The 26,167-nt window shown below is 69.3% G+C and carries 25 protein-coding genes and 3 tRNA genes; 16 read left to right on the top strand and 12 right to left on the bottom strand.

Annotated features, from left to right (window positions below; genetic code table 11):
• Positions 1 to 68: 68 nt before the first annotated feature.
• From QY307_00445 to QY307_00425, 5 genes are read left to right on the top strand one after another with little or no spacing between them, the layout of a single operon-like run.
• On the top strand, positions 69 to 1,370 hold the full coding sequence (locus QY307_00445; protein WKZ82760.1) for a glycine/sarcosine/betaine reductase component B subunit: 1,302 nt from the start codon (positions 69 to 71) through the stop codon (positions 1,368 to 1,370).
• Complete coding sequence (locus tag QY307_00440; protein ID WKZ82759.1) at positions 1,371 to 2,678, top strand: glycine/betaine/sarcosine/D-proline family reductase selenoprotein B; 1,308 nt, start codon at positions 1,371 to 1,373, stop codon at positions 2,676 to 2,678. It abuts the gene before it with no gap.
• 19 nt (positions 2,679 to 2,697) lie between these two features.
• Complete coding sequence (grdC, locus tag QY307_00435) at positions 2,698 to 4,128, top strand: glycine/sarcosine/betaine reductase complex component C subunit beta (GenBank protein ID WKZ82758.1); 1,431 nt, start codon at positions 2,698 to 2,700, stop codon at positions 4,126 to 4,128.
• 39 nt (positions 4,129 to 4,167) lie between these two features.
• The gene (gene grdA / locus QY307_00430) at positions 4,168 to 4,632 is read left to right on the top strand and encodes a glycine/sarcosine/betaine reductase complex selenoprotein A (protein ID WKZ82757.1); all 465 of its coding nucleotides are present in this window, start codon (positions 4,168 to 4,170) and stop codon (positions 4,630 to 4,632) included.
• Between the two features lie 46 nt (positions 4,633 to 4,678).
• Entirely contained in the window at positions 4,679 to 6,115 is a 1,437-nt protein-coding gene (locus tag QY307_00425) for an aldehyde dehydrogenase family protein (protein WKZ82756.1), read from the top strand.
• A 191-nt stretch (positions 6,116 to 6,306) separates the two neighbouring features.
• Here the strand turns inward: QY307_00425 and QY307_00420 are convergent, their stop codons facing one another.
• Positions 6,307 to 6,531: a hypothetical protein gene (locus QY307_00420; protein ID WKZ82755.1), complete on the bottom strand. Its 225-nt coding sequence runs from the start codon at positions 6,529 to 6,531 to the stop codon at positions 6,307 to 6,309.
• A 49-nt stretch (positions 6,532 to 6,580) separates the two neighbouring features.
• Here QY307_00420 and QY307_00415 point away from each other — a divergent pair, with 49 nt between their 5' ends.
• The 9 genes from QY307_00415 to QY307_00375 all read left to right on the top strand — a co-directional run bounded on the left by QY307_00415 (position 6,581) and on the right by QY307_00375 (position 15,754).
• A complete protein-coding gene (locus tag QY307_00415) occupies positions 6,581 to 7,255 on the top strand; it encodes a hypothetical protein (GenBank protein WKZ82754.1) in 675 nt (224 codons plus the stop codon).
• The gene (locus QY307_00410) at positions 7,248 to 8,546 is read left to right on the top strand and encodes an FGGY-family carbohydrate kinase (GenBank protein ID WKZ82753.1); all 1,299 of its coding nucleotides are present in this window, start codon (positions 7,248 to 7,250) and stop codon (positions 8,544 to 8,546) included. The genes QY307_00415 and QY307_00410 overlap by 8 nt, the downstream gene beginning before the upstream one ends.
• Positions 8,547 to 8,581: 35 nt before the next feature.
• Positions 8,582 to 9,352 carry a hypothetical protein gene (locus QY307_00405; GenBank protein ID WKZ82752.1) on the top strand — a complete coding sequence of 257 codons (771 nt, stop codon included), beginning with the start codon at positions 8,582 to 8,584 and terminating at the stop codon, positions 9,350 to 9,352.
• A gap of 109 nt (positions 9,353 to 9,461) precedes the next feature.
• Positions 9,462 to 9,962 (top strand): VOC family protein, encoded by a 501-nt coding sequence (locus tag QY307_00400; GenBank protein WKZ82751.1) that lies wholly within the window; start codon positions 9,462 to 9,464, stop codon positions 9,960 to 9,962.
• Positions 9,959 to 10,717, top strand: coding sequence for a GntR family transcriptional regulator (locus tag QY307_00395; GenBank protein ID WKZ82750.1), 759 nt, complete (start codon positions 9,959 to 9,961; stop codon positions 10,715 to 10,717). The genes QY307_00400 and QY307_00395 overlap by 4 nt, the downstream gene beginning before the upstream one ends.
• A gap of 195 nt (positions 10,718 to 10,912) precedes the next feature.
• Positions 10,913 to 12,049 (top strand): BMP family ABC transporter substrate-binding protein, encoded by a 1,137-nt coding sequence (locus QY307_00390; GenBank protein ID WKZ82749.1) that lies wholly within the window; start codon positions 10,913 to 10,915, stop codon positions 12,047 to 12,049.
• 134 nt (positions 12,050 to 12,183) lie between these two features.
• A complete protein-coding gene (locus QY307_00385; GenBank protein ID WKZ82748.1) occupies positions 12,184 to 13,695 on the top strand; it encodes an ABC transporter ATP-binding protein in 1,512 nt (503 codons plus the stop codon).
• Positions 13,692 to 14,822, top strand: coding sequence for an ABC transporter permease (locus tag QY307_00380; protein WKZ82747.1), 1,131 nt, complete (start codon positions 13,692 to 13,694; stop codon positions 14,820 to 14,822). The genes QY307_00385 and QY307_00380 overlap by 4 nt, the downstream gene beginning before the upstream one ends.
• The gene (locus QY307_00375; GenBank protein WKZ82746.1) at positions 14,819 to 15,754 is read left to right on the top strand and encodes an ABC transporter permease; all 936 of its coding nucleotides are present in this window, start codon (positions 14,819 to 14,821) and stop codon (positions 15,752 to 15,754) included. Before QY307_00380 ends, QY307_00375 begins: the two co-directional genes overlap by 4 nt.
• On the opposite strand, the gene QY307_00370 is transcribed toward QY307_00375, so the two are convergent.
• From QY307_00370 to dut, 7 genes are all read right to left on the bottom strand, one after another.
• Positions 15,738 to 17,726, bottom strand: a complete 1,989-nt coding sequence (locus QY307_00370; GenBank protein WKZ82745.1) for a redoxin domain-containing protein — start codon at positions 17,724 to 17,726, stop codon at positions 15,738 to 15,740. The two genes, QY307_00375 and QY307_00370, sit on opposite strands and share 17 nt — an antisense overlap.
• 60 nt (positions 17,727 to 17,786) lie before the next feature.
• Positions 17,787 to 19,559, bottom strand: a complete 1,773-nt coding sequence (locus tag QY307_00365; GenBank protein WKZ82744.1) for an AMP-binding protein — start codon at positions 19,557 to 19,559, stop codon at positions 17,787 to 17,789.
• Positions 19,560 to 19,868: 309 nt separating this feature from the next.
• A complete protein-coding gene (locus QY307_00360) occupies positions 19,869 to 20,987 on the bottom strand; it encodes a peptidoglycan-binding protein (GenBank protein ID WKZ82743.1) in 1,119 nt (372 codons plus the stop codon).
• Between the two features lie 136 nt (positions 20,988 to 21,123).
• Positions 21,124 to 21,198 (bottom strand) — tRNA-Val (locus QY307_00355).
• A 24-nt stretch (positions 21,199 to 21,222) separates the two neighbouring features.
• Positions 21,223 to 21,293 (bottom strand) — tRNA-Cys (locus QY307_00350).
• A gap of 29 nt (positions 21,294 to 21,322) precedes the next feature.
• Positions 21,323 to 21,398 (bottom strand) — tRNA-Gly (locus QY307_00345).
• A 32-nt stretch (positions 21,399 to 21,430) separates the two neighbouring features.
• The gene (gene dut, locus QY307_00340) at positions 21,431 to 21,859 is read right to left on the bottom strand and encodes a dUTP diphosphatase (protein ID WKZ82742.1); all 429 of its coding nucleotides are present in this window, start codon (positions 21,857 to 21,859) and stop codon (positions 21,431 to 21,433) included.
• Positions 21,860 to 21,885: 26 nt separating this feature from the next.
• Between dut and QY307_00335 the strand changes: the two genes are divergently transcribed.
• On the top strand, positions 21,886 to 22,830 hold the full coding sequence (locus QY307_00335; protein WKZ82741.1) for a hypothetical protein: 945 nt from the start codon (positions 21,886 to 21,888) through the stop codon (positions 22,828 to 22,830).
• Positions 22,831 to 22,832: 2 nt separating this feature from the next.
• Here QY307_00335 and nrdR read toward each other — a convergent pair whose 3' ends face one another.
• Both nrdR and QY307_00325 read right to left on the bottom strand, forming a co-directional pair.
• The gene (gene nrdR / locus QY307_00330) at positions 22,833 to 23,288 is read right to left on the bottom strand and encodes a transcriptional regulator NrdR (GenBank protein WKZ82740.1); all 456 of its coding nucleotides are present in this window, start codon (positions 23,286 to 23,288) and stop codon (positions 22,833 to 22,835) included.
• A 44-nt stretch (positions 23,289 to 23,332) separates the two neighbouring features.
• On the bottom strand, positions 23,333 to 23,638 hold the full coding sequence (locus QY307_00325) for a LysM peptidoglycan-binding domain-containing protein (GenBank protein ID WKZ82739.1): 306 nt from the start codon (positions 23,636 to 23,638) through the stop codon (positions 23,333 to 23,335).
• A 248-nt stretch (positions 23,639 to 23,886) separates the two neighbouring features.
• Here QY307_00325 and lexA point away from each other — a divergent pair, with 248 nt between their 5' ends.
• A complete protein-coding gene (lexA, locus tag QY307_00320; GenBank protein WKZ82738.1) occupies positions 23,887 to 24,516 on the top strand; it encodes a transcriptional repressor LexA in 630 nt (209 codons plus the stop codon).
• 4 nt (positions 24,517 to 24,520) lie between these two features.
• Here the strand turns inward: lexA and dapF are convergent, their stop codons facing one another.
• Positions 24,521 to 25,264, bottom strand: coding sequence for a diaminopimelate epimerase (gene dapF, locus QY307_00315; protein WKZ82737.1), 744 nt, complete (start codon positions 25,262 to 25,264; stop codon positions 24,521 to 24,523).
• Positions 25,252 to 26,115, bottom strand: coding sequence for a tRNA (adenosine(37)-N6)-dimethylallyltransferase MiaA (miaA, locus tag QY307_00310; protein ID WKZ82736.1), 864 nt, complete (start codon positions 26,113 to 26,115; stop codon positions 25,252 to 25,254). Before miaA ends, dapF begins: the two co-directional genes overlap by 13 nt.
• Positions 26,116 to 26,167: the final 52 nt, after the last annotated feature.

Below are 26,167 nucleotides of genomic sequence, written 5' to 3'. Positions count from 1 at the left end.
GGCGTCCGGTGGCCCTACTCGGGATGTTATGGTCTGACCGTAAGACCGAAATCGGAGCGATCGCCGCGATGGAGCATCCTTTCAGCCTCGATCTCCACACCATCGAGGTCGCCGACGTCCGCTTCGGACCGGAGACCCGGATCGACGGGGGCACGCTGATCGTCGATGCCGCCGCGATCGAGACACTCCTCCTCGAGGACCCCCGGATCGCCGGCGTCGAGGTCGACATCGCCCGCCCCGGCGAGAGCGTGCGCATCGTTCATTGCCTCGACGCAGTGGAGCCCAGGGCCAAGGTCACCGGTGATGGCGGCGTCTTCCCCGGTTTCGTCGGACCGATGCGACAGGCAGGCACCGGAGAGACCGTTCGGCTCGCCGGCGTCGCCGTCCTCACCTCGAGCCACTTCCCCCAGCCCGCCTCCGGCCTCATGCAGGCCCGCGAGGGCGTGGTGGACATGTCGGGGTCGGCAGCCCCGTACAGCCCGTTTTCCCGGGTCACCAACCTGGTCCTGGTGCCGACCCCCAACCCGGAAACCTCGAACGAGGACTACGACGACGCCATCCGGCGCGGGGCGCTGCGTGTCGCCGAGCACCTGGCGAGAGCGTGCGCCGGCGCCACCCGCTCGTCGACCACGACCTTCACCACGGGCACCCGGCACCCCGACCTGCCCAGGGTGGTGTACTTCCTGCAACTGCAGGGCCAGGCTCCGATGTCGGACACCTTCCTCTACGGCCACGTGATCCACAACCTGGTCCCGACCCCGATCCTCCCCGGCGAGATCATGGACGGGGCCATCGTCAACGGCGTGTACGTGTACGCCTGCTACAAGAACCCGACCTACCTCCACCAGAACAACCCGATCATCTGGGACCTGCAACGCCGCCACGGGGTGGACCTCGACTTCGCCGGGGTGATCATCAACAGGGGCCACAACTACACCCACGAGGAGAAGGAGCGCTCCTCCCTCTGGGCCGCCAAGCTGGCACGCACGATGGGCGCCGACGGAGCGATCCTCACCGGCGAGGGCGGCGGGAACTCGGCGATCGACATGATGCTCGCCTGCCAGTACATGGAGCAGGCCGGAATCGAGACCGTGGTGCTCTCCTCCGAGGCCACCGGCGAGGACGGCTACGACTTCCCTCTCTTCTACTCGGTCCCCGAGGCCGACGCCATCGTCAGCGTGGGCTCCCACGACGGCTTCGTCGCCATGCCAGAGGTGGAACGGGTCGTCGGCGACGAGTTCCTCAAGGAGGACGGTGTGCTGCTGGCGGCCGGGGTGCCGGCCCGTGGCCCGTTCGACCTCCGCATGTACTACCAGTACTGCGGGATCAACCAGCTCGGAGCCAACGTCATCACCGGGAGGGCCTTCTAGATGTTCCGCGTCGCCCACTACCTGAACCAGTTCTTCGCAGGGATCGGCGGGGAGGACAGGGCCGACGCCCCCTTCGAGGTTCGCCAGGGGGCGGTGGGCCCGGGCAGGGCCCTGGCCATGGCCTTCAGCGACCAGGCAGAAGTCGTCCAGACCCTGGTCTGCGGGGACAATCGTTTCCATGAGGATCCGGATGCGGCGATCGAGGCGGCGATCGCCGCCCTCGAAGAGTCGCGTCCCGACCTGCTGGTGGCCGGACCGGCCTTCAACGCCGGACGCTACGGGTTGGCCTGCGGTGCGGTGTGCGCCGCCGCCAGGGAACGCCTGGGGATCCCGTCGATCACCGGGCTGTTCCCCGAGGCGCCGGCGGTGGACGTGTTTCGCAGCCGCACCGTGATGGTGCCCACCGGCGACTCGGCGGGCTCGATGAAGGACGCCATCGATCGCATCGCCGCCGTCGGGCTTCGCATCGCCGCCGGCCTCGCGCTGCAGCCGGCCGAGGTGGACGGCAGGATCCCAATGGGATACCGGGCCAACTGGGTGGAGGCGACGACCGCCGCCGAACGGGCCATCCCGATGCTTCTCGCCAAGATGAGCGGGCAGCCATTCGTCAGCGAGGTGGCGCTTCCCGACCAGGCCGAGGCCGTGCCGCCGGCGCGGCTGGCGGTTCCCCTCGCCGAGGCGACGGTGGCCCTGGTGACAGAAGGTGGCCTGGTCCCGGAGGGCAACCCCGACCGCATTGAGTCCTCCAGCGCCACCCGATGGGCGTCCTACGCCGTTGCCGATCTCGAGTCGGGGAAGGTTGCGTTCCGCTCGATCCACGCGGGCTACGACTCCCGATGGGTGGACGAGGATCCGAACCGGATGGTCCCGGTCGACGCCATGCGCGCCCTGGTCGACGAGGGCGTCGTGGGAGGCCTCCACGACCGCTTCTTCGCCACCACCGGCACCGGCACCAGCGTGGTCAACGCCTCGAAGATCGGCGACGAGATCGCCAAGCAGCTGATCAACGAGGGGGTGCACGCCGTCATCGTGACCTCGACGTGAGGGACGGGGACGCGTTGCGGGGCAACGCTGGCCAAGATGATCGAGAAGAACGGGCTCCCGGCGGCGATCCTCACCGCCATGACCTCGATGGCCAAGGTGGCCGGAGCCAACCGGATCCTGGCGTCGGGGCTGATCCCCCATCCGGTGGGCGACCCCAACCGTCCGCCCGATCAGGAACGGATGTGGCGCAAGGGGCAGGTCCGCCGAGCCCTCGAGGCGGACGCCACCGAGATCGAAGAAGCCCAGATCTTCGCCCAGTGGTGAGGAAGGAGAACCCCGAGTCGTGATCACCCCCGCCGTGCTCCACAGCGCCTACGCCCTGGCGCACGCCCCCGACCTCGTCCGCTACGGCTCGAAGCCGACGAGAGAGATCGCTTCGAACCCGGGCCTCGTCGACGACATCCACGGTTCCCTGCGCTCCTGGGAGGCGGCACTCGCCTACCCCCCAAACCAGGTGTTCATCGGCAACCTGACGCCCGACGACCTGGCGGCGACCCCTCGCCCCTGGCTCGAGAACCCGGTGCCCGATGCCTCCGCCAATGGCCGGTTCGGTCCCATGGTTCCCCAGGAGGCGCTGTACGGCCTCATGAAGCTGTCCGACGAGTTCGACCTCATGGCGATCGACGAGGTCCTCGCCGAAGAGGCCCGGGCCGCCCTGGCCGGCTTCGGCACCCGGCTCGACCGGGTGGTGGGGATCCCGGCATCGGAGGTCGCTGCCCTGGTGTCATCGGAGGCGGGTCTGCCCCTCTTCCACCAGGGGCGGGTGGCCGGCTTCCTGCGATCCGGGCACGAGGAGGACGCCTCCCTGGATGCGGGGGTGCTCCTGGAGAACCTCGCCTGCAAGGCCACCGCCGTCCTGGCGGTCCACCACCTCCTCGGCACCGGTCCGGTCTCGGCCGAGGACGTCGACTATCTGCTCAACACCGGAGAGGAGGCCGTCGGGGACCGCTACCAGCGCGGAGCGGGCAGCCTGTCGAAGGCGGTGGGCGAGGTCGTGGGTTGCGTCAACGCCACCGGTGCCGACATCAAGGCCTTCTGCGCCGCGCCGGTGCACGCCCTCGCCATGGCGGGAGCGATGGTCGCCTCCGGGCTGCACCGATACGTGGTGGTGCTCGGAGGCGGCTCGCAGGCCAAGATCGGGATGAAGTTCCAGGCCCATCTCCGCTCCGGGGTCCCGATCATGGAGGACGTCCTGGCGAGCATGGCTTTCGTCGTCGGTCCCGACGACGGCACCGGGATGATCTTGCGCCTCGACCTCACCGGAAAGCACCCCATCGGAGCAGGATCTTCGCCCCAGGCGATCTATCAGGCATTGGTGATCGACCCCCTGGAGAGGGCTGGCCTGAAGATGACCGACGTCGACCGCTACGCCGTGGAGATGCACAACCCGGAGATAACCGAGCCCGGCGGCAGCGGTGACGTGCCCAAGACCAACTACCGCACGCTGGCGGCGATGGCGGTGATGCGCGGAGAGATCGAGCGCGACGCCATGGACGAGTTCGAACGCACTCGGGGGATGCCCGGCTGGGCACCCACCCAGGGGCACATCCCCGCCGGCGTCCCCTACCTGGGTCACGCCCACGAGGCGATGCGACGCGCAGAGATCTCCCGGGCGATGATCGTGGCCAAGGGAAGCCTCTTCCTGGGACGCATGACCCAGTTGGTGGACGGGGTGTCGATCGTGGTCGAGCCCTCCCCCGGCCTGGCCAGATGAGCAGAAGCGGTCCTACGAGCAACGAGAGGAGGTGAGGAAATGGAGCTGCAGGGCAAGAAGGTGGTCGCCATCGGCGAGCGCGAGGGGATCAACGGTCCCAGCCTGAAGCTGCTGGCCGAGTCGGCCGGCGCCGACGTCGTTTTCAGCGTCACCCAGTGTTTCGTGTGAACGGCGGGCGGTGCCATGGACCTCGATGACCAGGAGAACGTGAATCGCCTGGCGGAGGACGTCGGTGCGGAAGGAATGGTGGTGCTGCTCGGTCAGCCCGATTCCAACAGCGCCGCACTCTTCGCCGAAACGGTCACCCGTGGCGATCCAACCTGGGCAGGTCCATTGGCCGGGGTCCCGTTGGGACTTCCCGTCTATCACATTCTCGAGCCAGAGATCAAGGCTCAGGTCGACGACTCGCTGTACGCAGAGCACGTCGGTCTGATGGAGCTGTCCGCCGACGTGGACGAGATCATCAAGTGGGTCAAGTTCTATCGCGAGGGCGGAGGCGCCTGAGGAAGGGAGCGACAAGATTTCCAGCAGCGACATCAAGTCACACGGCATGTTCATCCACGGCGAGTGGCATGCCGGGAGCGGTGCCGGCGAGGTGGAGATCACCAATCCGTCCACCGGGAAGGTGTTCGCATCGGTGCCCGAGGCCGACCAGGCCGACCTGGACCGGGCGATCGATTCGGCACGCGAGGGGCTCGAGGCCTGGCGCAACACCCAGCCGCGCGTGCGCGCCCAGGTGCTCAACCGGATGGCGGAGCGGATCAAGGAGCGGGACCAGCATTTCGCCCGGATCGAGGCCGACGACACCGGGGCCAGCATCGGCAGCGGCCTGTGGACCATCCACGACGTGGTGGCCCGCCGTCTCGAGTACTACGCCGGCATGGCGGACAAGATCCGGGGCGACACGTTCGTCACCCCCGGCCAGTTCCTCTCCTACAGCATGCGCGAACCGGTCGGGGTCACCGGTCACGTCATCCCATGGAACGGGCCCCTGTGGATCGGCAGCCGCTCGATCGCCCCGGCCCTCGCAGCCGGCAACGCCGTCGTGGTGAAGCCGTCCTCGGAGGCGCCGCTCAGCCTGCTGGAGTTCGCCGCCCTCGCATTCGAGTGCGGCCTGCCGCCCGGAGTGCTCAACGTGGTGACCGGCCGCGGCTCGTCGACGGGGAGCGCCTTCGTCGCTCATCCCGGTCTCGACGGCATCTACTTCACCGGGTCGACCGCCACCGGGCGACGGGTCACCGAGGCCGCCGCCGGCAGGAGCGTTCGCACCGTGATGGAGCTGGGAGGCAAGTCGCCCAACATCGTGATGGCCGACGCCGACATCGAACAGGCGCTCCAGGGGGCGGCGTTCGCCATCTTCGCCAACGCCGGGCAGATCTGCGTCGCCGGGTCGCGTCTCCTGGTGCAGGCCCCCATCCACGAGCAGTTCGTGGCGAGGCTCGCCGAGATGGCCTCGGCCATCCGGCTCGGGGGCCCGGATACCGACGCCGACATGGGTCCGGTGATCACCGCCTCCCAACGCGACGCCGTGCTGGCGCACATCGCGGCGGGGCGCGGCGAGGCCTCACTCGTCACCGGCGGGGGGACACCGCAGGACGACGCACTAGAAGGCGGCTTCTTCGTGGAGCCCACCATCTTCGACGACGTGCCACCAGATGCGTCGATTGCCCGGGAAGAGATCTTCGGTCCGGTACTGGCCGTGACGCCGTTCGAGGACCTCGACGAGGCGGTGGCCATCGCCAACGACACCCCGTTCGGTCTGGCGGCGGCGGTGTGGACCACCGACCTCCTCACCGCCCACCGGTGTGCCGAGCGACTCCAGGCGGGGCAGGTGTTCGTCAACCACTACTACACCGCCGCATTCGAGATGAGCCGGACGCCGTACAAGGCGAGCGGGCATGGCGTCAGCGAGGGACCCGACGCCATCTGGGAGTATCTCCAGCAGAAGCTGGTCAGTATCAAGACCGGGGAGAGCGGCGGCTGGTGATCCCACCGGCCGATGTGACGTACCGGAGTGGTATGGTCTGACCATAAGACCAAGAGTTGGGCCGAGGTCCGAGCAGCACCGCCGCTGGGACCCCCGGAGCGTATTGGAGGCACCGTGAGGGTTGCAGTATTCACAGGCCCGGGCCAGATCGAGATCCGCAACGAACCCGACCCGGTCCCCGGCCGTTCGATCTACTGATCGACGTGGGCGCCTGCGGCGTCTGCACCTTCGAGCGCAGGCTGTTCGCCGGCGAGAAGAGGTGGTACCCGGTGGCTCCGGGCCACGAGGCGGCCGGAGTCGTCATCGCCGCCAGCGACAAGGTCGCCGATCTCCCCGGATCGCCCCAGGTCGGGGACACCGTCACCTTCGACCTGCTCACCCGCTGCGGCACCTGCGGGCCGTGCCGCCGTTGGCAAGACCTCTCTGTGCCGCACCCAGCAGGGCGGCCTGCTCAGCGACGGCACGGTGACCTTTGGAGGCTTCGCCGACAAGGTCGCCATTTCCGCCGCCTCCGCCTACCCCACCGGCAACGCCCCGGTCACCCACGCCGCCATGGGTGAGCCGATCGCCTGCGTGATGCACTCGCTGCGCCAGGGAGGGTTCGGGCCGGGCGACAGGGTGGCCATCATCGGTGGCGGCTTCATGGGCCGTCTCCATCTCGCCATCGCCCGAATCGGGGGCGCCGCCAGCGTGGGGATCATCGACGTGTCGGAGCAACGCCGTCAGGAGGCCCTGGCCGCCGGTGCGTCCTGGGTGGCATCCCCCGATGAGGCGCAGGAGCGCGGTGGCAGCCAAGACATCGTCTTCGTGACGGCCATGGGAGGCGTCGACCTCGCCGTCGCCATGTGCGACTTCGGAGGCACCGTCGTCCTCTACTCGGCGTTCGACAAGGATCTGCAGGCCATGGTGGGAGCGGACAAGTCCCATCGCGAAGAGGTGGCGATCGTCGGTGCCTACAGCCAGGAGCCTATCGACTGGCGCCTCGGATCCGCCTACATCCGCTCCGGGGTGCTCCACGACGACCTGGAGTCCCTCATCACGGCCCGCTTCGACTTCACCCAGGTGGAGGATGCGCTGCGCCTGGTGACCAGCGAGCCCACGTACCGGGTCTTCGTGGGGCCGACACTTCGCGATGACTGAGTCCCAGCCCACCGTTGTCGGAGTCGACGTCGGCAGTAGCGCGGCGCGCGCCGTCGCCATCAATCGGAACGGCGAGGTGGTCGGCGAGTCCGCCGCCCGCTACCCCGAGGGCAGCGGGCTTCCCATCGGCCAGGTGGACCCGTTCACCTGGCTCACCGGGTTCACCCAGGCGATCACCTCCCTGGCCGTCACCCCGGCCGCCATCGGAGCAGGCGGACACGGCCCGACGTCGGTGGCCGCCGGTGGTGAGGCGGCCCTCACCTTCCGGCACCCTGCCGGCGAGTCGTCCAGCCCACAAGATCAGCATGCCGCCCAGACCGGGGTGCTTCGCGAGATGTTCGGAGCGCACATCCAGCCGCGTCAGCTCTGGGACTGGGTGCTCACCCAGCTCGGCGGCGACGGGTCGTATCAGAGCGTCTGGCCGTCGAACACTCCCCTGGCCGAGTTCGGTGAGCCGATCCCGGTGGGCACCTCGATCGGCGTCACCGACGGCTCCCACGGGCTTCCCATCGGCATCCCGCTGGTTCCCGGATCCAACGACGCCTACCTCACCGCCTGGGCGGGCGGGATAGACATCCCCGGCCGGGGCTTCGATCCCGGAGGCCGCACCGGCGGTCTGGGGGTGGCGGTGGAGGCTTCGGCCGACAAGGAGGCCATGGCCTACGCCATGCCCAGCGCCGTCCCCGGCGTCCACATCGTGGGCGGGCCGGTGGCGGCCCATGGGACGATCCTGGACTGGTGGGCGGAGATCACCGGACGCAAGCTGACCGAGCTGATCGACCTGGCGGCCGAGGTGCCGCCGGGCAGCAACGGTGTGCTGGTCCTGCCGTTCCTCGAGGGCGAACGGGCCCCGCGCTGGAATCCTGCTCTGCGCGCCGAGATCATCGGGCTCCACGTCACCACCGACGCCGGCGTGATCACCCGCGCCCTCCTCGAGGCGACCGCCTATGGCCTGGGGCACATCGCCCGAGAGGTAGCCGGAGCCGGGGCGGTGCTGACGCGTCTGGTGGCCTCAGGAGGGCCGTCGCGCAGCCACCTGTGGACCACGATCAAGTCGGCGGTGCTCGAGGTCCCGGTCGACGTGCCCGCCTGCGACGAGATGTCCGCCTACGGCGCCGCCCTGGCGGCCGGGGCTGCCCTCGGCTGGTGGCCCCGGCCCGGCGAGGGCCGCTCGGGTGACTGGCCGCAGCCGGCGATGACCACCATCGAGGCGGAACCGCTCGACGTGTATCGGGCGGGTTTGGAGAGGTTCATCGAACTGGGCGACCAGGCGGTCGCCCGCCTGGGGTGATCGACCCCGGCAAGGACACGGAAGGAGCAGACAAGATGTCTCAGATGTATTCGGCGGTAGGTGCCGCCAAGGCGCGCCGCGCCGCCCGCTTCATCGAACCGGATGGCAGGTCGACGCTGATCGCCCTCGACTTCCAGGCTTCGTCGGGTCAGGGGCCCGAGCTGGACGTGATCACCAAGGTCGCCGCCGGAGGCGCCAACGGCGTGCTCGCCACCTGGCATCTCGCCCGACGCTACCCGGAGGCGTTCGCCCGCACCGGGCTGATCCTGCGCATCGACGGCGGACTCACCGACATGGGCGGCTACGCCTCGGGAGACGTGTTCTCGCTGCTGTACGAGGTGGAGCAGGCGGCGGTGATCGGTGCCGACGGAGTGGTGATCATGGCCTATCCCGGAGCGGACGACGAGGAACTGTCGCTGCGCCGCCTGACCAAGCTCGCCGGCGAGTGCGAGATGATCGGGATGCCGCTCATCGTCGAGTCGATCCCGGGCGGGTGGAAGCGTGCCGTGCCCTGGGAGACCGAGTTCATCGCTCGTTGTGCCCGCGTCTGCGTCGAGCTCGGAGCAGACATGATCAAGACCCCGGCACCCCCGAAGGTCGAGGAGATCGCCGACGTGGTGGCGGTCACCCAGGCGCCGGTGGTGGTCCTGGGTGGGCCCAAGATGGACAGCGAGGACGAGGCCGTCGAGTTCGCCGCCGCCGCCGTGGCCGCGGGCGCCGCCGGCATCGCATTCGGCCGGAACTGCTGGGGAGCGGCTGATCCCGAGGCGATGGTTCGCCGTCTCTACCAGGCGGTGCACGGCTAGGTCGGAAGGTGCCAACTCGATACCGTCGGCGTCAGGTCTTCACCCGAGAAGCGGTCTGACCGGCATACCGTATGTAGGATGCTCCATCCAGAGTTTGGAGTACGGGCAGGTGAACCAGCAGCCGGTTGCCGAAGCGGGTCCGGGGCGTCCTCGTTGGACGCACCTGGCCCTTCGCGTCGGCGACGTCGAACGCAGCATCGAGTGGTATGAGCGCCACACACCCCTGAGACTCCTGCAGCGCAACCGGGACGAGCTCGGGTTCGGTGCCTGGCTGGCCGACCCCGCCGACGCCGCCCAGCCGTTCATCCTGGTCCTCGCCCAGTTCCTCCCGGAGACAGATCCCTTCGGGTTCGCGCCGCGGACGGTGCTGGGGCCGTTCGCCCACATCGGGTTCGAGCTCCTCAGCCGGGAGGCGGTGGACGAGGTGGCGCGGCTGGCGGCGGAGGAGGGGACCCTGAGCCTGCCTCCGACGCTGATGCCACCGCCCATCGGCTACATCTGCTTCGTCGAAGACCCCGACGGGAACACCGTCGAGTTCTCATGCGATCAGGCGACCTACGCCATCGTGCGTCAGGTGTGGGGCTCCGGCGGAGGCGAGGCGACGTCATGACCGACTCGAAGCCCTTCTCCCCCCTCGAACGCAGATCGGTCGCCGAGCGGGTCCGCGACGACGTGCTGGCGCGCATCAACGCCGGCGAGATCCCCCCCGGGGCGCGGCTCCCCGCCGAACGAACGCTGGCCGAGCAGTTCTCGGTGGCCCGAACCTCGGTGCGTGAGGCCATCCAGAGCCTGATCGCCATCGGAGCCGTGGAACGCCGAGGCAACCGTTGCTACGTCGCCGAGCGTCTCCCCGACGTCGCCCTGCCGGTGAGCGATCACGGCCGAAAGGCTCGCCGGACCCTACATGAGGCCCGCCGGGTGCTCGAGCTGACCCTCTTCGAGCTGGCCGGATTCCGTGCCACCACGCAGGAGCGGAGGGCGGCCGTCGATCTGGCCCGCCTTCCTCTGCCAACCACCGCCGAAGCGATCCGCACCGCCGACCGACGCTTCCACGCCACCATCGCCGCCGGATGCGGGAACCCTCTGCTGCTCGAGTTGTACGGCCGCGTCCTCGACAAGGTCTGCGAGGAGCCTCCCGACGACTCCCCCGGCGGCGACCACGCCGCCGGGGCCGAGGCCGCCATTCGAGCCGCACACGAGCACCAGATCATCGCCGACTGTTTCGTGGCCGGCGATGTCGAAGGGATGCTCGCCGCAGTGGAGAGGCATCTGGGGCGGGTCGAGGGGCGCCTGGGGAGGATCACCGGTCCCGGCGGGGGGCGACCGCCACTCTCACGCGCCTCGCTGCGGGTCATCGGGCTCTGAACTCCCATCCGGGTGGACGGCGTTCCCACGGGGTCACTATCGTGGTGGGGTTGCTGGTCTGACCATCAGTCCATAGGGACCGGAATGGCCGGCTGGATTCCCCGACCTCGGAATCACCGGGGCAGGGCCCAAACGACAACTCGGGAGGTAACGAGTCCCATGATGATTTCGCAGAGAAGCCGCCGGGGACGGGTGGTGAGGCCGCTCGTACTGGTGATGGTCCTAGCGCTGGTGGCGGTCGCCTGTGGCGACGACGACGCCGGCACGACCACCACCGCCGCTGAGGAGACGACCACCACAGCCGGTGAGGAGACGACCACCACAGCCGGTGAGGAGACCACGACGACCGCCGCAGCGGATCCGCTGGTCGCCGACTTCAACGGTGACGGCAAGGTCGTGATCGGCGTGGCCACAGATGGGCCGCGCGATGACGGCGCCTACTACCAGGCCCTGGTCGACAAGATCACCGAGATCTCAACCGACCAGGGGTTCGAGGCCCCCATCGTCGTGGACATGATCGAGGCGGCCAACGCCGCACAGGAGCTGCGCAACATCGCCGAGCAGGGCGCCGACATCATCGCCGTCGGCTCGGGGGCACTCGCCGAGGGGCTCCCCGAAGTGGTCGCCGACTTCCCCGAGGTGTTCTGGTACTGCAACTGCGGTTCCGGATACCCGGCCACCGAAGGAATGCTGATCAGCCACGACCGCGGCGCCGAGCTCTGGCTCTCGGGCGGTTACGCCGCCGGCCTGCTCCTCCAGGAGCGCGGCGGCACCGAGGCCGTGTTCATCGGCTGCTGCGACCTCGACTTCGAGAAGGAGTCGTTCGCCGCATTCGAGCTCGGCCTGTCGCTGGTCGACGAGTCGTACACCGCGGTGTACGTCGCCACCGGCGCATTCCCGTACGACTTCAACAACACGGCGGCGGCCACCGAGGCGTACCAGAACGCCAAGGCCGAAGGTGCGATGGTGATCGTCCCCTTCCTCGGAGGGGCCCACGAGCCAGTGGTCCAGCTGGCCAACACCGATGGGCTGGTCGTCATGACCGCAGGCTCCTCCAAGGGGTGTGAGCGCGACGACCTCGCCTACGACTTCGAGGTGAAGTTCGACACCGGCGACTACGTCCAGCCGATCTTCGACGACATCTTCGCCGGGACGGCCGAGGAGGGCGGGATCCGTACCTTCACCGTCGGTATCGACGACGAGGTCGGCGCCGAGTTCTGCGACGCCACCGCCGAACAGGTTGCTGCACTCGACGACTTCAACGCCCGGATCGGAGCCGGGGAGTTCGAGGACGCCATCTATCAGATCCTGGCCGACGCCTACGGATTCTGAGCCCGGAGAAGCAACGCTCCGCAGTGGGCACTCGCCTGGCGAGTGCCCACTGCTGTGAGTGCGCGAGGATGCCCCAGATGCCCGCAGAGCCGACGAACGAAACAACACGGGTCGCCGCCCTCGAGGCGCGCGGCATGACCAAGCGCTACGGCCCCATCGTGGCCTGTGACGGCGTGGATCTGACCCTTCGCCACGGTGAGATCCACGGGATCCTCGGCGAGAACGGCGCCGGCAAGTCGACCCTGATGAGGATGCTGATCGGCCTGGCACTCCCCGATCGCGGATCGATCTTCATCGAGGGCGAGAAGGTTCGTGTCAACGACCCGCTGCAAGCGGCGCGCCTCGGAATCGGGATGGTGCACCAGCACTACAGCCTGGTGGATGCCCTCACCGTGTGGGAGAACGTGGCCCTGGGCGAACGGGACCGCCTGGCGCCCGAGGCCACCCGGATCCGGATCTCGGAGATCAGCGAGCGCTACGGGCTCGAGGTCGACCCCGAGGCCCGGGTCGGTGACCTCACCGCCGGCATGCGCCAGCGTGTCGAGATCGTCAAGTGCCTCCGCCACGGCCCCCGGATCATCATCCTCGATGAGCCCACCTCGGTGCTCAGCCCACCCGAGACCGCCAAACTGTTCGACGTCCTGCGCGAGGGAGTGCAGCGTGATGGCTGGGCGGTGGTGCTGGTGAGCCACAAGCTGCATGAGGTGCTGCGGGTCACCGATCGGATCACGATCATGCGCGACGGCAGGGTGGTCGACGAGGTCCCGACCGGGGATGCCGACGCCCCTTCTCTGGCACGGGCCATGGTGGGGCGCCCGGTGGCATTGCGGGCGGCCTCGGCGGCGATCGGGGCCGCGGTGGCACCGACGGCCGGGTCACAGCAGCCGACCACCGACCTGGCGCCGGTCCTCGAGATCCGAGAGGCAACCGCCCATCGTTCGGACGGACGGGTGCTGCTCGACAGGCTGAGCCTCACGGTGCGCCCCGGAGAGATCGTCGGTGTCGCCGGTGTTGAGGGCAACGGACAACACGCCCTCGGCGACCTGCTCTCCAGCCTGCTGCCGCTGCAATCGGGTTCCGTTCTCGTCGCCGAGGAGCCGATCCCGACCGGCCGGGCCGGCGCCATGGCGGCAGCAGGCGTGGCGGTCATCCCGGAGGACCGGCACGAGTCGGGAGTGGTCGTCGAGATGTCGGTTGCGGAGAACCTGTCGTTGGCGACGATGCCCACCAGGCGCGGTGTCATCGATCGCCGGGAACTGGCAGAGAGGGCGGATCGCCTCATCGCCGAGTTCGACATCCACACCCCGGGACCCGACACCCCCGTGGGACAGCTCTCCGGCGGCAACCAGCAGCGGGTGCTCCTCGCCCGCGCCCTGTCCACGGGCCCTCGGGTGCTGGTCGCTGCCCAGCCGACACGCGGGCTGGACGTGGGCGCCATCGAGTACGTCGGCGAGCGCCTGGAGCAGGCGGCCAGGGACGGTATCGCCGTGCTGCTCATCTCCACCGACCTGGGGGAGATCGCCGCCCTCGCCCAGCGCATCGTCGTTATCTACCGGGGGTCGATCGTCGGCGAGATGGACCGATCGGATCTCGACATGGAGCGGTTGGGTCTGCTCATCGGCGGCGTGGTACCGGAGGTGAGATGACGGCCGCCACCTCGACTCGGGAAGCTCTGCCCATCGGGCCCGGCAGGTGGCGTTCGGCGGTCGAGATGACCGTGCTCTACGTCCTCAGCGTCGGCGCCGCACTCGTGATCTCGGCGCTGCTGGTGTCGATGACCGGCAACTCGTGGCAGAAGGTGTTCTCCGCCCTCCTCGACGGCGCCTTCTTCGCCCCGGGACGGTGGGGCAACACCCTCACCATCGCCGCACCGATGCTGCTGGTGGCGCTGGGCACCGTGGTCGCAGTGCGCGCCGGCCTGTTCAACATCGGCCAAGAGGGCCAGCTGATGATCGGGGCGATGCTCATGGCCACGGTCGGCACCAAGCTCGCCGGACCCGGCGTGCTGCTGCTCGTCGGCGGAATGCTCGCCGCGACGGTCGCCGGCGGCGCCTTCGCCGCCGTCACCGCCGTAATGCGATACCGCCGGGGAGTCCCCGAGGTCATCTCCACCCTGCTGCTGGTGTTCGTCGCCCTGCAGATGGTGGGGTACGCCGTGACCACCGACTGGCTGCTGAGAGACACCGATCCCAACCGGCCCCAGCGCGCCCAGACCAGCGCCGCTCTCGACCCGGACACCCACCTCCCGGTGATCCGCATCTTCGGCAACGAGTTCTCCGTCGGCGTGGTGATCGCCGTCGTCCTCACGCTCGTCATCACATTTCTCCTGGCACGCACCATCTGGGGGTTCCGCCTCCGCCTGCTGGGCCACAACCCGCGTGTCGCCCGGATGGCAGGAGTGGTGGCCACACGCGCCGGCACCACCGCCCTGTTCGTCTCCGGGGCGCTCGCCGGCCTGGCAGGGGCGATCATGCTCACCTTCGGCCACGCCTCCTACCGCTTCGGCCCCGGTTTCTCGTCGAACATCGGGTGGCAGGGTCTCCTCGTCGCCCTCCTCGCCCGCAGCCGGCCCCTGCTGTGCATCCCCATGGCGCTCCTCTTCGCCGCCCTGCGCACCGGATCCGGTTTCCTCGCCTCGACGGGAGTCGACCGCAAGATCGTCGACGTGACCCAGGCGCTGCTGGTGCTGGCGCTGCTGGTGCCACCGGCGATCGCCTTCATGCGGGAGAGGCGGCGGGGCCTGGCGGCCGCTGCCGGAGGTGAGACTGCATGACCGACTTCATCGACGCCCTGGGCGACATCTTCGGCAGCCCCACCATGTACGGGAGCGCCATCCGCCTCGGCGCCTTCCTGGCGTTCGCCGCCCTAGGCGAGCTGGTCGCCGAGAAGGCGGGCACGATCAACATCTCGGTGGAGGGGTCGCTGCTCGCCGGGGCGTTCACCGGCGCCATCGGGTACGACCTCACCGGCTCGACCTGGCTCGGACTGGTGGCCGGGATGCTCGGCGGCCTGCTCATCGCCGTGGTGCAGGGCAACATGAGCCACCGGCTCACCGCCGATCAGTTCGTCGTCGGCCTCACCGCCAACGTGCTGGTGTTGGGACTCGCCGGTTTCCTCAACGCCAGCATCTCCCCGGCGGCGGCCAGGGCCGGGGTCTTCGAGATCCCGCTGCTGTCGGAGCTGCCGCTGCTCGGCCCCGCCCTATTCGGGCAGACCTGGCCCACATACCTGGTGTATCCCCTGATCCCGCTCACCTGGTGGCTGTTGTACCGCACCCGGTGGGGCCTGGAGGTGCGCGCCGTCGGGGAGAACCCGCAGGCCGCCGACGTCTCCGGCATCGATGTCAACCGGAGGCGGCGCCAGGCGATCGAGTACGGCGGGCTGCTCGCCGGCCTCGGAGGCGCCTTTCTGGTGCTTGGCCAGGTGGGCTCCTTCGAGGTGACATCCATCGGTGGTCGGGGGTTCATCGCCATCGCCGCCGTCTACTTCGGAGGCTGGCGCCTCGGGGGGACCGTCCTCGGATGCATGGTGTTCGGCATGGCGGACGCCTTCCGGCTGGCGGTGCCGGTGCTCGGATACAAGGTCAACGCCCAACTGCTGGCGGCACTCCCCTACGTCCTCACCCTCACCGTGATGGTGATCATCACCAAGCAGTTCCGCCAGCCCGCCGCCCTGTCGCAGCCGTTCGTCAGGGGCCTTCGCTGAGCGGGTCGGAGATGGTCCGGCTCACGGCGATCTCGCCGGCACCACCCGGCTCGACCGTCACCGGGAGTCGCAGCGTGACCCGGTCGATGAGACACAGCGCCTGAGCGTCCTTCCGGCAGTAGTAGGTGCCGACCTCGGCCAGCAAATACCCGGCGCCTCCCTCCAGCTCGATCGTCGTCTGTAGCGGGAACGCCGGCTCGACCACCTCGAGGCCGGCGGATGCGAATGAACCCGCCACCCCCTCGCCCGACCACCGTACCGTGAACGGCGCCACGTCGTTGAACACGTATCCCTCCGGCAGCAGCACCTCGAGCACGACCACGACTTCGCCCGGCGCCACCACGACCGCATCCAGCACCTCGGCCGCCTCGGTGTCTGGTGGCGGAGCGAACTCCTCGATGCCGTACAGGACCAGGGTCTCGGTCTCACCGGTCACGGGATCCACGGACCTGATGGCATGGTTGTTGGTGTCGGCGACCCAGAGCCGACCGGCACCGTAGGAGATCCCGCCCGGCTCGTCGAAGAGCGGCTCCTCCCCGTCGGCCCACCCGGCCCCGCCACCCGCCAGAGTGGTCACCTCCTCGGATTCGAGATCGATGCGGCGGATCGCCGAGTTGTAGGTGTCGGCGACGAAGAGGTCGTCCCCGTCGAACGCCACTCCGAGCGGATGCTGGAACCGCGCCTCCTTGCGGTCGCCGTCGACCGACCCGAAGTCGAAGAGGCCGGCATCGCTGCCCGCCATCAGGGCGACGACCCCGCCCTCCCAGGTCTCGGCGAAGCGGATCGAAGACGACTCGGCGTCGGCGAAGAACAGCCGTCCGGCGTCATCGAGGGCGAGACCGCTCGGCTGGGCGAGCTCGGCGCGCGAACGCGAGCCGCTCACCACACCCTCGCGTCCAGTGCCGGCGAACGGAGCGGCCAGGCCGGTGGCGAGGTCGACCACCCAAATCTGGTGCGACCCGGCCATGGCCACGTACAGGGTCTCCCCCGACAACAGCACGTCCCAGGGTGACGAGAGCGCCGTCTCCGCGCCTGGCCCCGCCACCGGTGGATAGGCGACGGCCTGCTCCCCGGTTCCGGCAAGGGTGCCCACCCGCCCGGTCGCCAGGTCGATAGTCCTGACGGCATGGTTGCCGGTGTCGGCCACGTAGAGGATGCCGTTCATTGCATCGAACGACATTCCCTGCGGCGCGGAGAACCTGGCCGCGGCGGCCGAGCCGTCGGAGAACCCGCGCCGGCCCGAACCCAAGACTTGGAGCACCTCGCCGGTGTCCGGGTCGGCCACCACGATCCGATGGTGGTTGGTGTCGGCGATGAACAGGCGGGACCCGGCATGCAGCACCTTCCCGGGAAAGGAGAGGACCCTCGCCTCCGGTGCCTGGCGGGTGATCGCTATCGGCGACCGGTCGATCGATCCCCGGGCGTCGAACTCGGCCACCAGCGCTTCGACGACGGGTTGCACGACCTCGTAGACGCCCTCACCGGAGTGCGCTCCCACCACATTGCCCGCCGGATCGATGACGACCGTCGTCGGCCACGCCCGGATCCCCCACTCGTTCCACACCGTGAAGTCGCGGTCGTTCACCACCGGGTGCTTGAGGTCGTACCGGGCGATGACACTGCGGATGCTCTCGGTCTCGGCCTCGTTGTCGAACTTGGCGCTGTGCACCCCGATCACCACGAGCTCGTCGGGAAACTCGGCCTCGAGGCGCTCCAGGTCGGGGATGATGTGGATGCAGTTGATGCACCCGTAGGTCCAGAAGTCCAGGACCACGACCTTCCCTCGCAGCTCGGCAAGAGACAGCGGCCGTTCCACGTTGAGCCAGTCGAGCCCGTCGGAAAACTCCGGGGCGGCCTCGGTGCCGGCCGGCGAGTCGCCGCCTCGCGAGTCGGTTACGGAGTCGTCGGAACCTCCCCCACACGCCGCGAGGAGGAGTGCCAGCGCAACCGCGGCGATCATGAAGCGACGCACTCAAGGGGAACCCCGATCCGGCCGGATTCGTTCCCGATCCGCCCGCGGCGACGCCTCGGGTCAGCCTTCGGAGTAGAGGGCGTCGATCTCGGCCGAGAAGTGCTCGGCAACCTTGTCGCGCTTCACCTTCAGGGTGCCGGTGAGCTCGCCGCTCTCGATGGAGAGCTCACGAGGCAGGATGGCGAACTTCTTCACCGTCTCCACCTTGGCCAGCCTCCGGTTGATCCCATCGATGGTCGCCTGGAGCTGCTCGCGGATCGCCTCCGCTTCGTGCAGCGGGCCGGTGATTCCCCGATCCTCGGCGAAGGCGGCGGCGGTCTCGGGATTGAGCGTCACCAGTGCCGTCAGAAACCTCCGTCGGTCGCCGATGAGCACCGCCTCCGACACCAGGAGATCAGCCTTGATGGCCGCCTCTATGTCCTTCGGGGCGATGTTCTTGCCTCCGGCGGTGATGATGATGTCCTTCTTGCGTCCGGTGATCGTCAGGAAGCCGTCGCCGTCGAAGGAGCCCAGATCGCCCGAGTACAGCCACCCGTCCCGCAGGGTCTCCGCCGTGGCACCGGGGTTCTTGAAGTACCCGGCGAACACGTTGCCGCCACGAAGCAGCACCTCCCCGTCCTCGGCGAGCCGGACCTCGCACCCCGGGTAGGCGGGTCCCACCGAGCCGAACTTGGTGGCGCCCGGGCGGTTGAAGGTCGTCGGCCCCGATCCCTCCGATTGGCCGTACACCTCCAACACCGTGAGGTCGAACCCGGCGAAGAACTCCAGGACCTCGCGCCCTATCGGGGCGGCGCCGCTGACCGCTCCCCGGCAGCGGTCGAGCCCGATGCCCGCCTTGACCTTCTTGTGGACCACGGAGGCCAGCTTCATCTTGGCGGCGAGACCGGCGGACAACGACCCGCCCCGATTGCGCACCTCGGTGGCCTTCCGTCCCACGACCTGGGCCCATGCCGCCAGCCTGGCCTTGACACCCGTGGCGTGTCCCAGTTCGGCGGCGATCCCCGCCTGGAACTTCTCCCACACCCGGGGCACGGCGAAGAAGATCGTCGGGCGGACCTCCTTCAGGTTCTCGAGGAGGGCGTCGATCGATTCGGCGAAGTACACCTGGGCACCGGTGCTGATCGGGATGTGGATGGTGAACATCTGCTCGGCGATGTGGCTCAGCGGCAGGTAGGAGACCAGGACGTCGTCCGAGGAGAGTGCCAGCACGCCGGGCGCCTGGTCGGCCGTCCAGGTGAGGTTGGAGTGGGTGAGCATCACGCCCTTGGGCGGTCCGGTGGTCCCCGAGGTGTAGATCAGGGTGGCCAGGTCGTCCGGTTGCAGTGCCTCCATCCGTGCCTCGAGGTCGGCATCGGACACGGCATCGCCCATGGCCAGAAAGTCGTCCCATGCCACCACCTGGGGGTCATCGACGGCAGGCGCCCCCCGCATGGTGACGATCCACTTGAGCGACGGAAGGCGATGGCGAACGGCGAGCACCTTGTCCATCTGAACCTTGTTCTCGACCAGGACCACCGGGGCCTCGGCATGACCGACGATGTACTCGACCTCTTCGGGCGAGGACGTCGTGTAGATGCCGGCGGGGGCTCCGCCGGCGGCCATCGTCGCCACGTCGAGCACCACCCACTCGGGCCTGTTGAAGCCGAGGATCGTGGTGCGGCCGCCGGGTTCCAGGCCCGCGGCGATGAGCGCCCTACCCACACGCCTCACCTCTGCTGCGTACTCCGACCAGGAGACCGCCCGATACTGCCCGTCCACCTTCTCGTGGTAGGCAGGACTGCCGGGCATCCTTGCCGCCTGCGAGAAGAGTCGAGCGGGGATGGTGTCGGTCACGGCGTCTCCTCTTGGCCGGGCCGCCAATCGTACACCCGCCCAAGCGCCCATCCCCAGGCAGCGCTGGCGCCAGCGCGGACCTTCGGCCCTACCCCGTCACCCGGGAACGGGATGAGGATTCAGCAACGGCGGGAGGGTCCGGGCACTCCGGCGCCGCCGGGTGCGGTCGATCGCCCCCGATCCTTCGCATCGCATCCCACGCGGGCGGGAACTCGCAGCACGGCGATGCGGGAGGAGACGGGCCCGAGGCGGGCTCGGGGTGCCGCACGCAACGGACCCTCCCGCCTCCTCGGCCGCGGCGCGGTCGGGTCAGCCGCAGGTGATGAGAGGCGTCAGACCCAGGATCTCTGCCAGCCGGGTCCGGGTGGCGCCGCCCACCACCCCGTCGGGGTCGAGACCCTGGCCCCGCTGGAATGCCTTCACGGCGGCGACGGTGGCTGATCCGAAGATGCCGTCCGCCGGCCCCGGATCATGTCCCACGACCTTCAACAGGCCTTGCAGCTCGGCGACGTCACCGCCTCTCGCCCCCGCCCGCAGATATCGACCGTCGGGGTCGAGGGCCCAGGCACGCTCGGCGCGAGCGGTCAACACGGCGACCTCGCCCCGTGTCGCCGAACCCACGATCCCGTCGACAGTGAGCCCGCGCAGCTGCTGGAAAGAACGGACCGCCGAGGCGGTCAGGGACCCGAAGATGCCGTCCACCGGGCCTGGCGAGTGCCGGAAGTCGTCGAGAAAGGCCTGCAGCAGGCGCACGGAATCGCCCCGGGCGCCGGTACGCAGCAGGGTGCTGGTGCCGGTGAGGCCGCTCATGTCGCCCACCCGGGTGACGCCGCAGTACGGCCGCCCCTCGGCGGCGAGGATGGCATCCCGGGTGTTCACCAGGACACCGTGCTCGTCGTAGACCTCGAAGTGGAGGTGCGGCGGGGTGTTCTCGGCGTTCCCCGAGTCGCCCACCCATCCGATCAGGTCTCCGGCTTCGACCCGAGTCCCGAGCTGGATCTCGGGTGCTATCCCCCACGCCTGACCATCGTCGGTCCCGGGGGTGTCGTTGTTGAGATGGATGTACCAGGACTCCCAGTCATCGTCGTGGCGGACGATCACCCAGCAGCAGCGCTCCGGGTTGAGGTCGTTGGGATCCTGGCTGCCGTTGATCCAGGTGACGGTCCCGGCCGCAGCAGCCACCACCGGGGTCATCTTGGCGGCCATGAAGTCCTGGGCGTGGTGCAGCCCCGACCCGCGTGCCGCCCAGAACCAGTCCTCCCACCAGTACTCGCCGGCGACGGGAACGGTGAGCGGGTAGTCGACCATCTCGCCGAAGGCGTGATCGGGCCCGCTCTTGGGGGTGGCCTGATGGTTGGCGGCCACCGGTGCGGCGACACCCGCCACCAAGGCGGCGGTGAGCACTGCCGATACTGCGACCCTGCGCATGAGGCCCTTCCCTCTCGCGACGGGCACCACTGCCCGTCCTCCACAGAAGGGTCATCGGCGGACCCGTGGGGGGACCTGAGGAAAAGCGAGCAGACCGGCATGGCGGCCCGACGGCGCAGCATCGCATCGAACGACCTGGTGGGCGCTACTGGGATTGAACCAGTGACCTCTTCCGTGTCAGGGAAGCGCTCTCCCGCTGAGCTAAGCGCCCTCGAGCCCGCGTCCGAGCCCTCCGAGGCGGCGCCCGGAATTGAACCGGGGTAGAGGGTTTTGCAGACCCTTGCCTAACCACTCGGCCACGCCGCCGATCTCGACGGGACGGCGGCACCGCCCCGTGGAGCGGACGACCGGTCTCGAACCGGCGACCTTCACCTTGGCAAGGTGACGCTCTACCAACTGAGCTACGTCCGCGGTGGCCGCATTATATGCCCGGCCCCCCGACCTCAAGAACCGGTCGATCCGAACCCGCCTGCGCCCCTCTCGGAGGTGGGGAGCTCGTCGACGACCATCATCTCCTGTGTCGCCACCGGCGTCACCACCAGCTGGGCGATGCGATCCCCACGCCGCAGCGTGACCGGCTCAGAGCCGTGGTTGACCAGGATCACCGCCACCTCCCCCCGATACCCGCTGTCGATGAGGCCGGGGCCGTTGACCACGCCGATCCCGTGGCGAGCCGCCAGGCCTGACCGGGGCACGACCAGGCCGGCATGACCCTCGGGGATCGCCACGGCGACTCCGGTCGGCACGATCGCCCTGTCCCCTGCGGCGAGCGTCACCTCCTGGCGGGCGTGCAGGTCCACCCCGGCGTCCCCCGGGCGGGCATGACCCGGGACCGGCAGGTCGGGGTCGAGAAGTTTGAGAAGAATGCGCATTGCGTCGATTATGCCTATTACCCACGATGCCCATCGACCGACGCCGCCGCGAGCAGAACCGAAAGACGATCCTCAGCATGCTGGAGACCACCCCGGCCACCGTGGCGCGGCCGTACGGACCCAGCGCGAAGGCCGAAGAGATCCCCGACCTCGACTTCGACTGGCGCCCCCGGCCGATGGAGAAGGCGATCGGTGCCAGGCGCAGCTACCGCTGGTCGATCATCCTCTCGGCCGCCGCCCTCGGCGCTGCCGCCCTGATCGGCCTGCAGTTCCTGGTGAAGGTTCCTCAGGAGAAGGCCGATACCAGGCGCCTCGAGTACACCACCGCCATCGGGGCCTTCTCCGACGCCGTGGAAGCACTCGCCGGAGCTCCCACCCCCAGCGAACCCGCGGCCCTCGCCGAGTTCAGACGCGAGGTCGAGGAGTTCGCCGCAGTCGCCGAGGCCCCCCTGCCGTCGGTGCTGCCGCTGCTTCCGATCGGTCCCATCGAAGACCTGCGTCCCGGACGCGCCGAGATGCTCGCCGCCGCCGACTCGGCCAACGCCCTGCTGGCGAGCCTCACCGGAGCGGCCGCATACCGCGAGGCGGCGGCAGGCCTGATCACGGTGCCGCTGCTCCCCAGCGAGGCGCCACCCGAGCTGATCGACCCGGCGGCGCGAGCCATCGCCGACATGCAGACCATTGCCGAGGCGTCTCTGCGATCCATGGACGACGACCCCGCATTCGCCGCCTTCCGAGAGCGAGCCGTCACCGCCGTGGAGTCACTTCCGGAGTGGGCGGACCGCTATCTGCTGGCACTGCGAAGGGGCGACGTCGAGGAGGCCGTGGCCGCCCTGGCCGACCTCCAGGGGCGCGCCGACCTGCTCTCGCAAGAGCTCGACACCGCCCTGGTCGAGCTGGACGCCGCCGCCACCGCCACTCTTGCCGACATCCGGCAACGCCTGGAGAGGGCGATCATCGAGCTGGGTTGAACTCAACCGCGGCTCGGGTCCTCCAGGGCCGCAACCTCCCGCCCGAAGTCCTCGGCCCCCTCGAAGTCCTTGTACACCGAGGCGAACCGCAGGTAGGCGACCTCATCGAGCCGGCGCAGCTCGTCCAGCACCAGATGGCCGATGTCGACACTCTCGACCAAGGGCCCCCTGGCCTCGGCGAAGGCCTCGGCCGCCGCCACCAGGTCGTCGACCGCCCCCGGTCCCGGCTGACGATCGGCGAGCGCCGCCACCACGCCAGAGCGGACCTTCTCAGGATCGAACGCCTCCAGGCGGCCGTCTCGCTTGCGAACCATCAGCGCCGCCTGCCTGCGTTCGTATGTCGTGAACCGGTTTCCGCATGCCTCGCATGCCCGCCGACGCCGGATCGCCGACCCGGCGTCGATGGGCCTGCTGTCCACGACGCGGGTGTCATCGGCGGCGCAGTAGGGGCAGCGCATGGCCACCGAGGGTACCCGAACCGCAACGACGCCACCGCCCGGACTCACCCCGAAGCCGGGACGAGCAACACCTGACCGGGCCGAATGATGCTGTCCTCGAGACCGTTGGCCGCCTTGATCTTCTCTATCAGCACCCGCACGTCGTCGCCAGGAGCGACGTGGTCCGAGGCGATGTCCCAGAGGGTGTCGCCGGTGAGCACGGTGTGGGTCACTCCGGCGACCGGCGCCGCCTCGACTTCGCCGTCGGGAGCGCCGGCCCGGGCACCGACGGCGCCCACCAGGAGGAGTACCAGGGTCAGGGCGACCACGGTGGGGAGAACCAGAACCCGGGTGCGGGCTTCGATCGACATGTTCCCGGCTCCTCCTGATGGGCGGCGGCTGGTCCCGCAGCGGCGGGTCCGATGGGAGGGCTCGTTGCCTCGCTCTCCACACTCCGGGCACGCTACCGAGGGGGTGTGACACGAACACGTGTTCGTCATCACCACTACCTTACCGAACACCTGTTCGTTGGTCAAGGACGAACATATGTTTGCCTCCCGGCCCCGAATCCGGTAGCGTCCGGATGAACCAAGGATCCCGCCACCGAAGGGAGAGGACCATGTCCCCCACCGAACCCACCGTCCGGCAACGCGAGATCCTGGACCTGATCATGGAGACCGTGCAGCGCCGGGGCTACCCGCCTTCGGTCCGCGAGATCGGCGAAGCCATCGGCCTCTCATCCCCGTCTACCGTGCACAGCCATCTCTCGGCGCTCGTCGATGCCGGGTACCTGCGACGGGACCCGTCGAAGCCCCGGGCCATCGAGGTCCTCGAGCTCCCCGACGAGCCCGAACTGCGACGGGCCGCCGTTCGCGACGTCCCACTGGTCGGCAGGATCGCCGCCGGGTCGCCGATCCTCGCCGAGGAGGACATCGAAGAGATCTTCCCGCTCCCCACGCAGTTCGTCGGAAACGACCCCGTGTTCATGCTGCGGGTCCACGGCGACTCCATGATCCAGGCCGGGATCTTCGACGGTGACCTGGTGGTGGTCAGGCGACAGCCCGAGGCTCATCAGGGGGAGATCGTCGCCGCCCTGATCGAGGGCGAGGAGGCCACCGTGAAGCGCTTCCACCGCGAAGCCGACCGGATCGTGCTCTTCCCGGAGAACCCGGCGTACGAGCCGATCGTGCTCACCCGTGATGTGGAGATCCTGGGCAAGGTCGTGGCGGTGATCCGGTCGGTGCGCTGAACCCTCAGATCGCCCCGGCAAACACCACTCGCGCCGGGCCTTCGATCCAGGCGACACCCTCCAACAGTTCCACCAAGAGGGAGCCCCCGGGCAGGATCACGGTCACTCGCTCGGAGGTGAGGCCGCTGGCGGAAGCCGCAGCCACGGCGGCGACGGCGCCGGTACCGCAAGCCAGCGTCTCCCCCACACCGCGCTCCCATACCCGAAGGGCGATGGTGTCGGAGTCGAGCACGGAGGCGAAGCCGACGTTGGTCCCGCTCGGGAACCGAGGGTCGGTCTCGACGAGGGGGCCGGCGGCGGCCACCGGCACCGTCGCACAGTCGGCCACGAAGGCCACGGCGTGCGGGTTTCCCACACCTACCCTGGTGAGGCCGTAGCCGGCCAGCTCAAGGGGAGCGGGATCCACGCCGAACGGTCCCACCTCGACGCGGACCGAGTCCTCATCCACCTCGACCCAGCGATCGCCGACGGCGGTGCGCACCACGAACCGTCGCTCCCCCACCATCTCCCGCAACACGGCGAACAGGGCGACGCACCGCAGCCCGTTCCCACACATCTCGGCCGCCGATCCGTCGGCGTTGAAGTACTCCATGGACACCGGGTCGCCCGGCGTGACCACCAGCACCCCGTCGGCGCCGATGCCCCGACGGCGATCGCACCACGCGGTGACCTGGGAGGCAGTCGGCTCCACGGGACCCGTCAACACGACGAAGTCGTTGCCCAGACCCTCCATCTTCACGAACTCCATCCGGCCTCCTCGAGTCGCCGTACCGCCGAGGCGGCCACCACGGAGGGGTCATCATCCCACTCCAGCCACTCGACGCGATGGTCCCTGCGAAAGAATGTGCGCTGCCGCTTCGCCAGGGCCCTGGTGGCGGACAGCGCCCGGGCCACGCCATCGTCGAGGGTGACCTCTCCCTGGACCACACCGACCAGCTGCCGGTACCCGACCGCCTGGGCCGCTGTCGGCCCGAGGCGGCTCGTCAGCGCCCTCACCTCCTCGACCAACCCCGCCTGGAGCATCGCCTGGAATCGGGATTCGACCCGGCGCCCAAGCCTGTGCCCGGGATCGATCCCAAGGATCGTCACCGGGAGCAACGGTCGGCGTTCCCTCACTGCCTCTGCCCCCACGGTGGCGAAGCGCGCCGCCGGAGTCGATCCGGTGAGCTCATGGATCTCGAGGGCGCGCACCACCCGTCTCGGATTGTCGAGATCGACCAATTCGCCTGCCTCGGGATCGACCAGCAGGAGCCGGTGGCGCGCTTCGGAGGGAGGGAGCGCCTCGAGACGGGCACGCACCTCCTCATCGGTGGGCGGGAACTCGAGGGGATCCACCAGGGCGCGGAGGTGCAGTCCGCTCCCGCCGACCACCAGTGCTCGCCCGCGACGCCCGGCGATGTCACTCAAGGAAGCTCGCCCCTCGCGCTGGAAGCGGGCCACCGAGTAGGCCTCCTCCGGCTCGGCGACGTCGATCATGTGATGAGGAACCCGGGCACGGTCGGCCGGCGTCGGCTTGGCGGTGCCCACATCCATTCCCCGATACACCTGCATGGCGTCGACCGAGACGATCTCCATGCCCAGGCGCTCGGCGAGGATCATCGCCACCGCACTCTTGCCGGCCGCCGTCGGGCCGACGATGGCGGCGAGACGG

The sequence above is a fragment of the Acidimicrobiia bacterium genome, assembly GCA_030584185.1.
In the GTDB taxonomy this organism is placed as follows: Bacteria; Actinomycetota; Acidimicrobiia; order Spongiisociales; family UBA11373.
This window is presented reverse-complemented; position numbering and strand designations above follow the sequence as displayed.

What these genes read in the sequence shown, in the direction of transcription:
- QY307_00445 (WKZ82760.1), top strand. Translation starts at nt 69, where the DNA reads ATGGAGCATCCTTTCAGCCTCGATCTCCACACCATCGAGGTCGCCGAC.
- QY307_00425 (WKZ82756.1), top strand. Translation starts at nt 4,679, where the DNA reads ATGTTCATCCACGGCGAGTGGCATGCCGGGAGCGGTGCCGGCGAGGTG.
- QY307_00410 (WKZ82753.1), top strand. Translation starts at nt 7,248, where the DNA reads ATGACTGAGTCCCAGCCCACCGTTGTCGGAGTCGACGTCGGCAGTAGC.
- QY307_00405 (WKZ82752.1), top strand. Translation starts at nt 8,582, where the DNA reads ATGTCTCAGATGTATTCGGCGGTAGGTGCCGCCAAGGCGCGCCGCGCC.
- QY307_00395 (WKZ82750.1), top strand. Translation starts at nt 9,959, where the DNA reads ATGACCGACTCGAAGCCCTTCTCCCCCCTCGAACGCAGATCGGTCGCC.
- QY307_00385 (WKZ82748.1), top strand. Translation starts at nt 12,184, where the DNA reads ATGACCAAGCGCTACGGCCCCATCGTGGCCTGTGACGGCGTGGATCTG.
- QY307_00380 (WKZ82747.1), top strand. Translation starts at nt 13,692, where the DNA reads ATGACGGCCGCCACCTCGACTCGGGAAGCTCTGCCCATCGGGCCCGGC.
- QY307_00375 (WKZ82746.1), top strand. Translation starts at nt 14,819, where the DNA reads ATGACCGACTTCATCGACGCCCTGGGCGACATCTTCGGCAGCCCCACC.
- QY307_00360 (WKZ82743.1), bottom strand. Translation starts at nt 20,987, where the DNA reads ATGCGCAGGGTCGCAGTATCGGCAGTGCTCACCGCCGCCTTGGTGGCG.
- dut (WKZ82742.1), bottom strand. Translation starts at nt 21,859, where the DNA reads ATGCGCATTCTTCTCAAACTTCTCGACCCCGACCTGCCGGTCCCGGGT.
- QY307_00335 (WKZ82741.1), top strand. Translation starts at nt 21,886, where the DNA reads ATGCCCATCGACCGACGCCGCCGCGAGCAGAACCGAAAGACGATCCTC.
- nrdR (WKZ82740.1), bottom strand. Translation starts at nt 23,288, where the DNA reads ATGCGCTGCCCCTACTGCGCCGCCGATGACACCCGCGTCGTGGACAGC.
- QY307_00325 (WKZ82739.1), bottom strand. Translation starts at nt 23,638, where the DNA reads ATGTCGATCGAAGCCCGCACCCGGGTTCTGGTTCTCCCCACCGTGGTC.
- lexA (WKZ82738.1), top strand. Translation starts at nt 23,887, where the DNA reads ATGTCCCCCACCGAACCCACCGTCCGGCAACGCGAGATCCTGGACCTG.
- dapF (WKZ82737.1), bottom strand. Translation starts at nt 25,264, where the DNA reads ATGGAGTTCGTGAAGATGGAGGGTCTGGGCAACGACTTCGTCGTGTTG.
- miaA (WKZ82736.1), bottom strand. Translation starts at nt 26,115, where the DNA reads ATGATCCTCGCCGAGCGCCTGGGCATGGAGATCGTCTCGGTCGACGCC.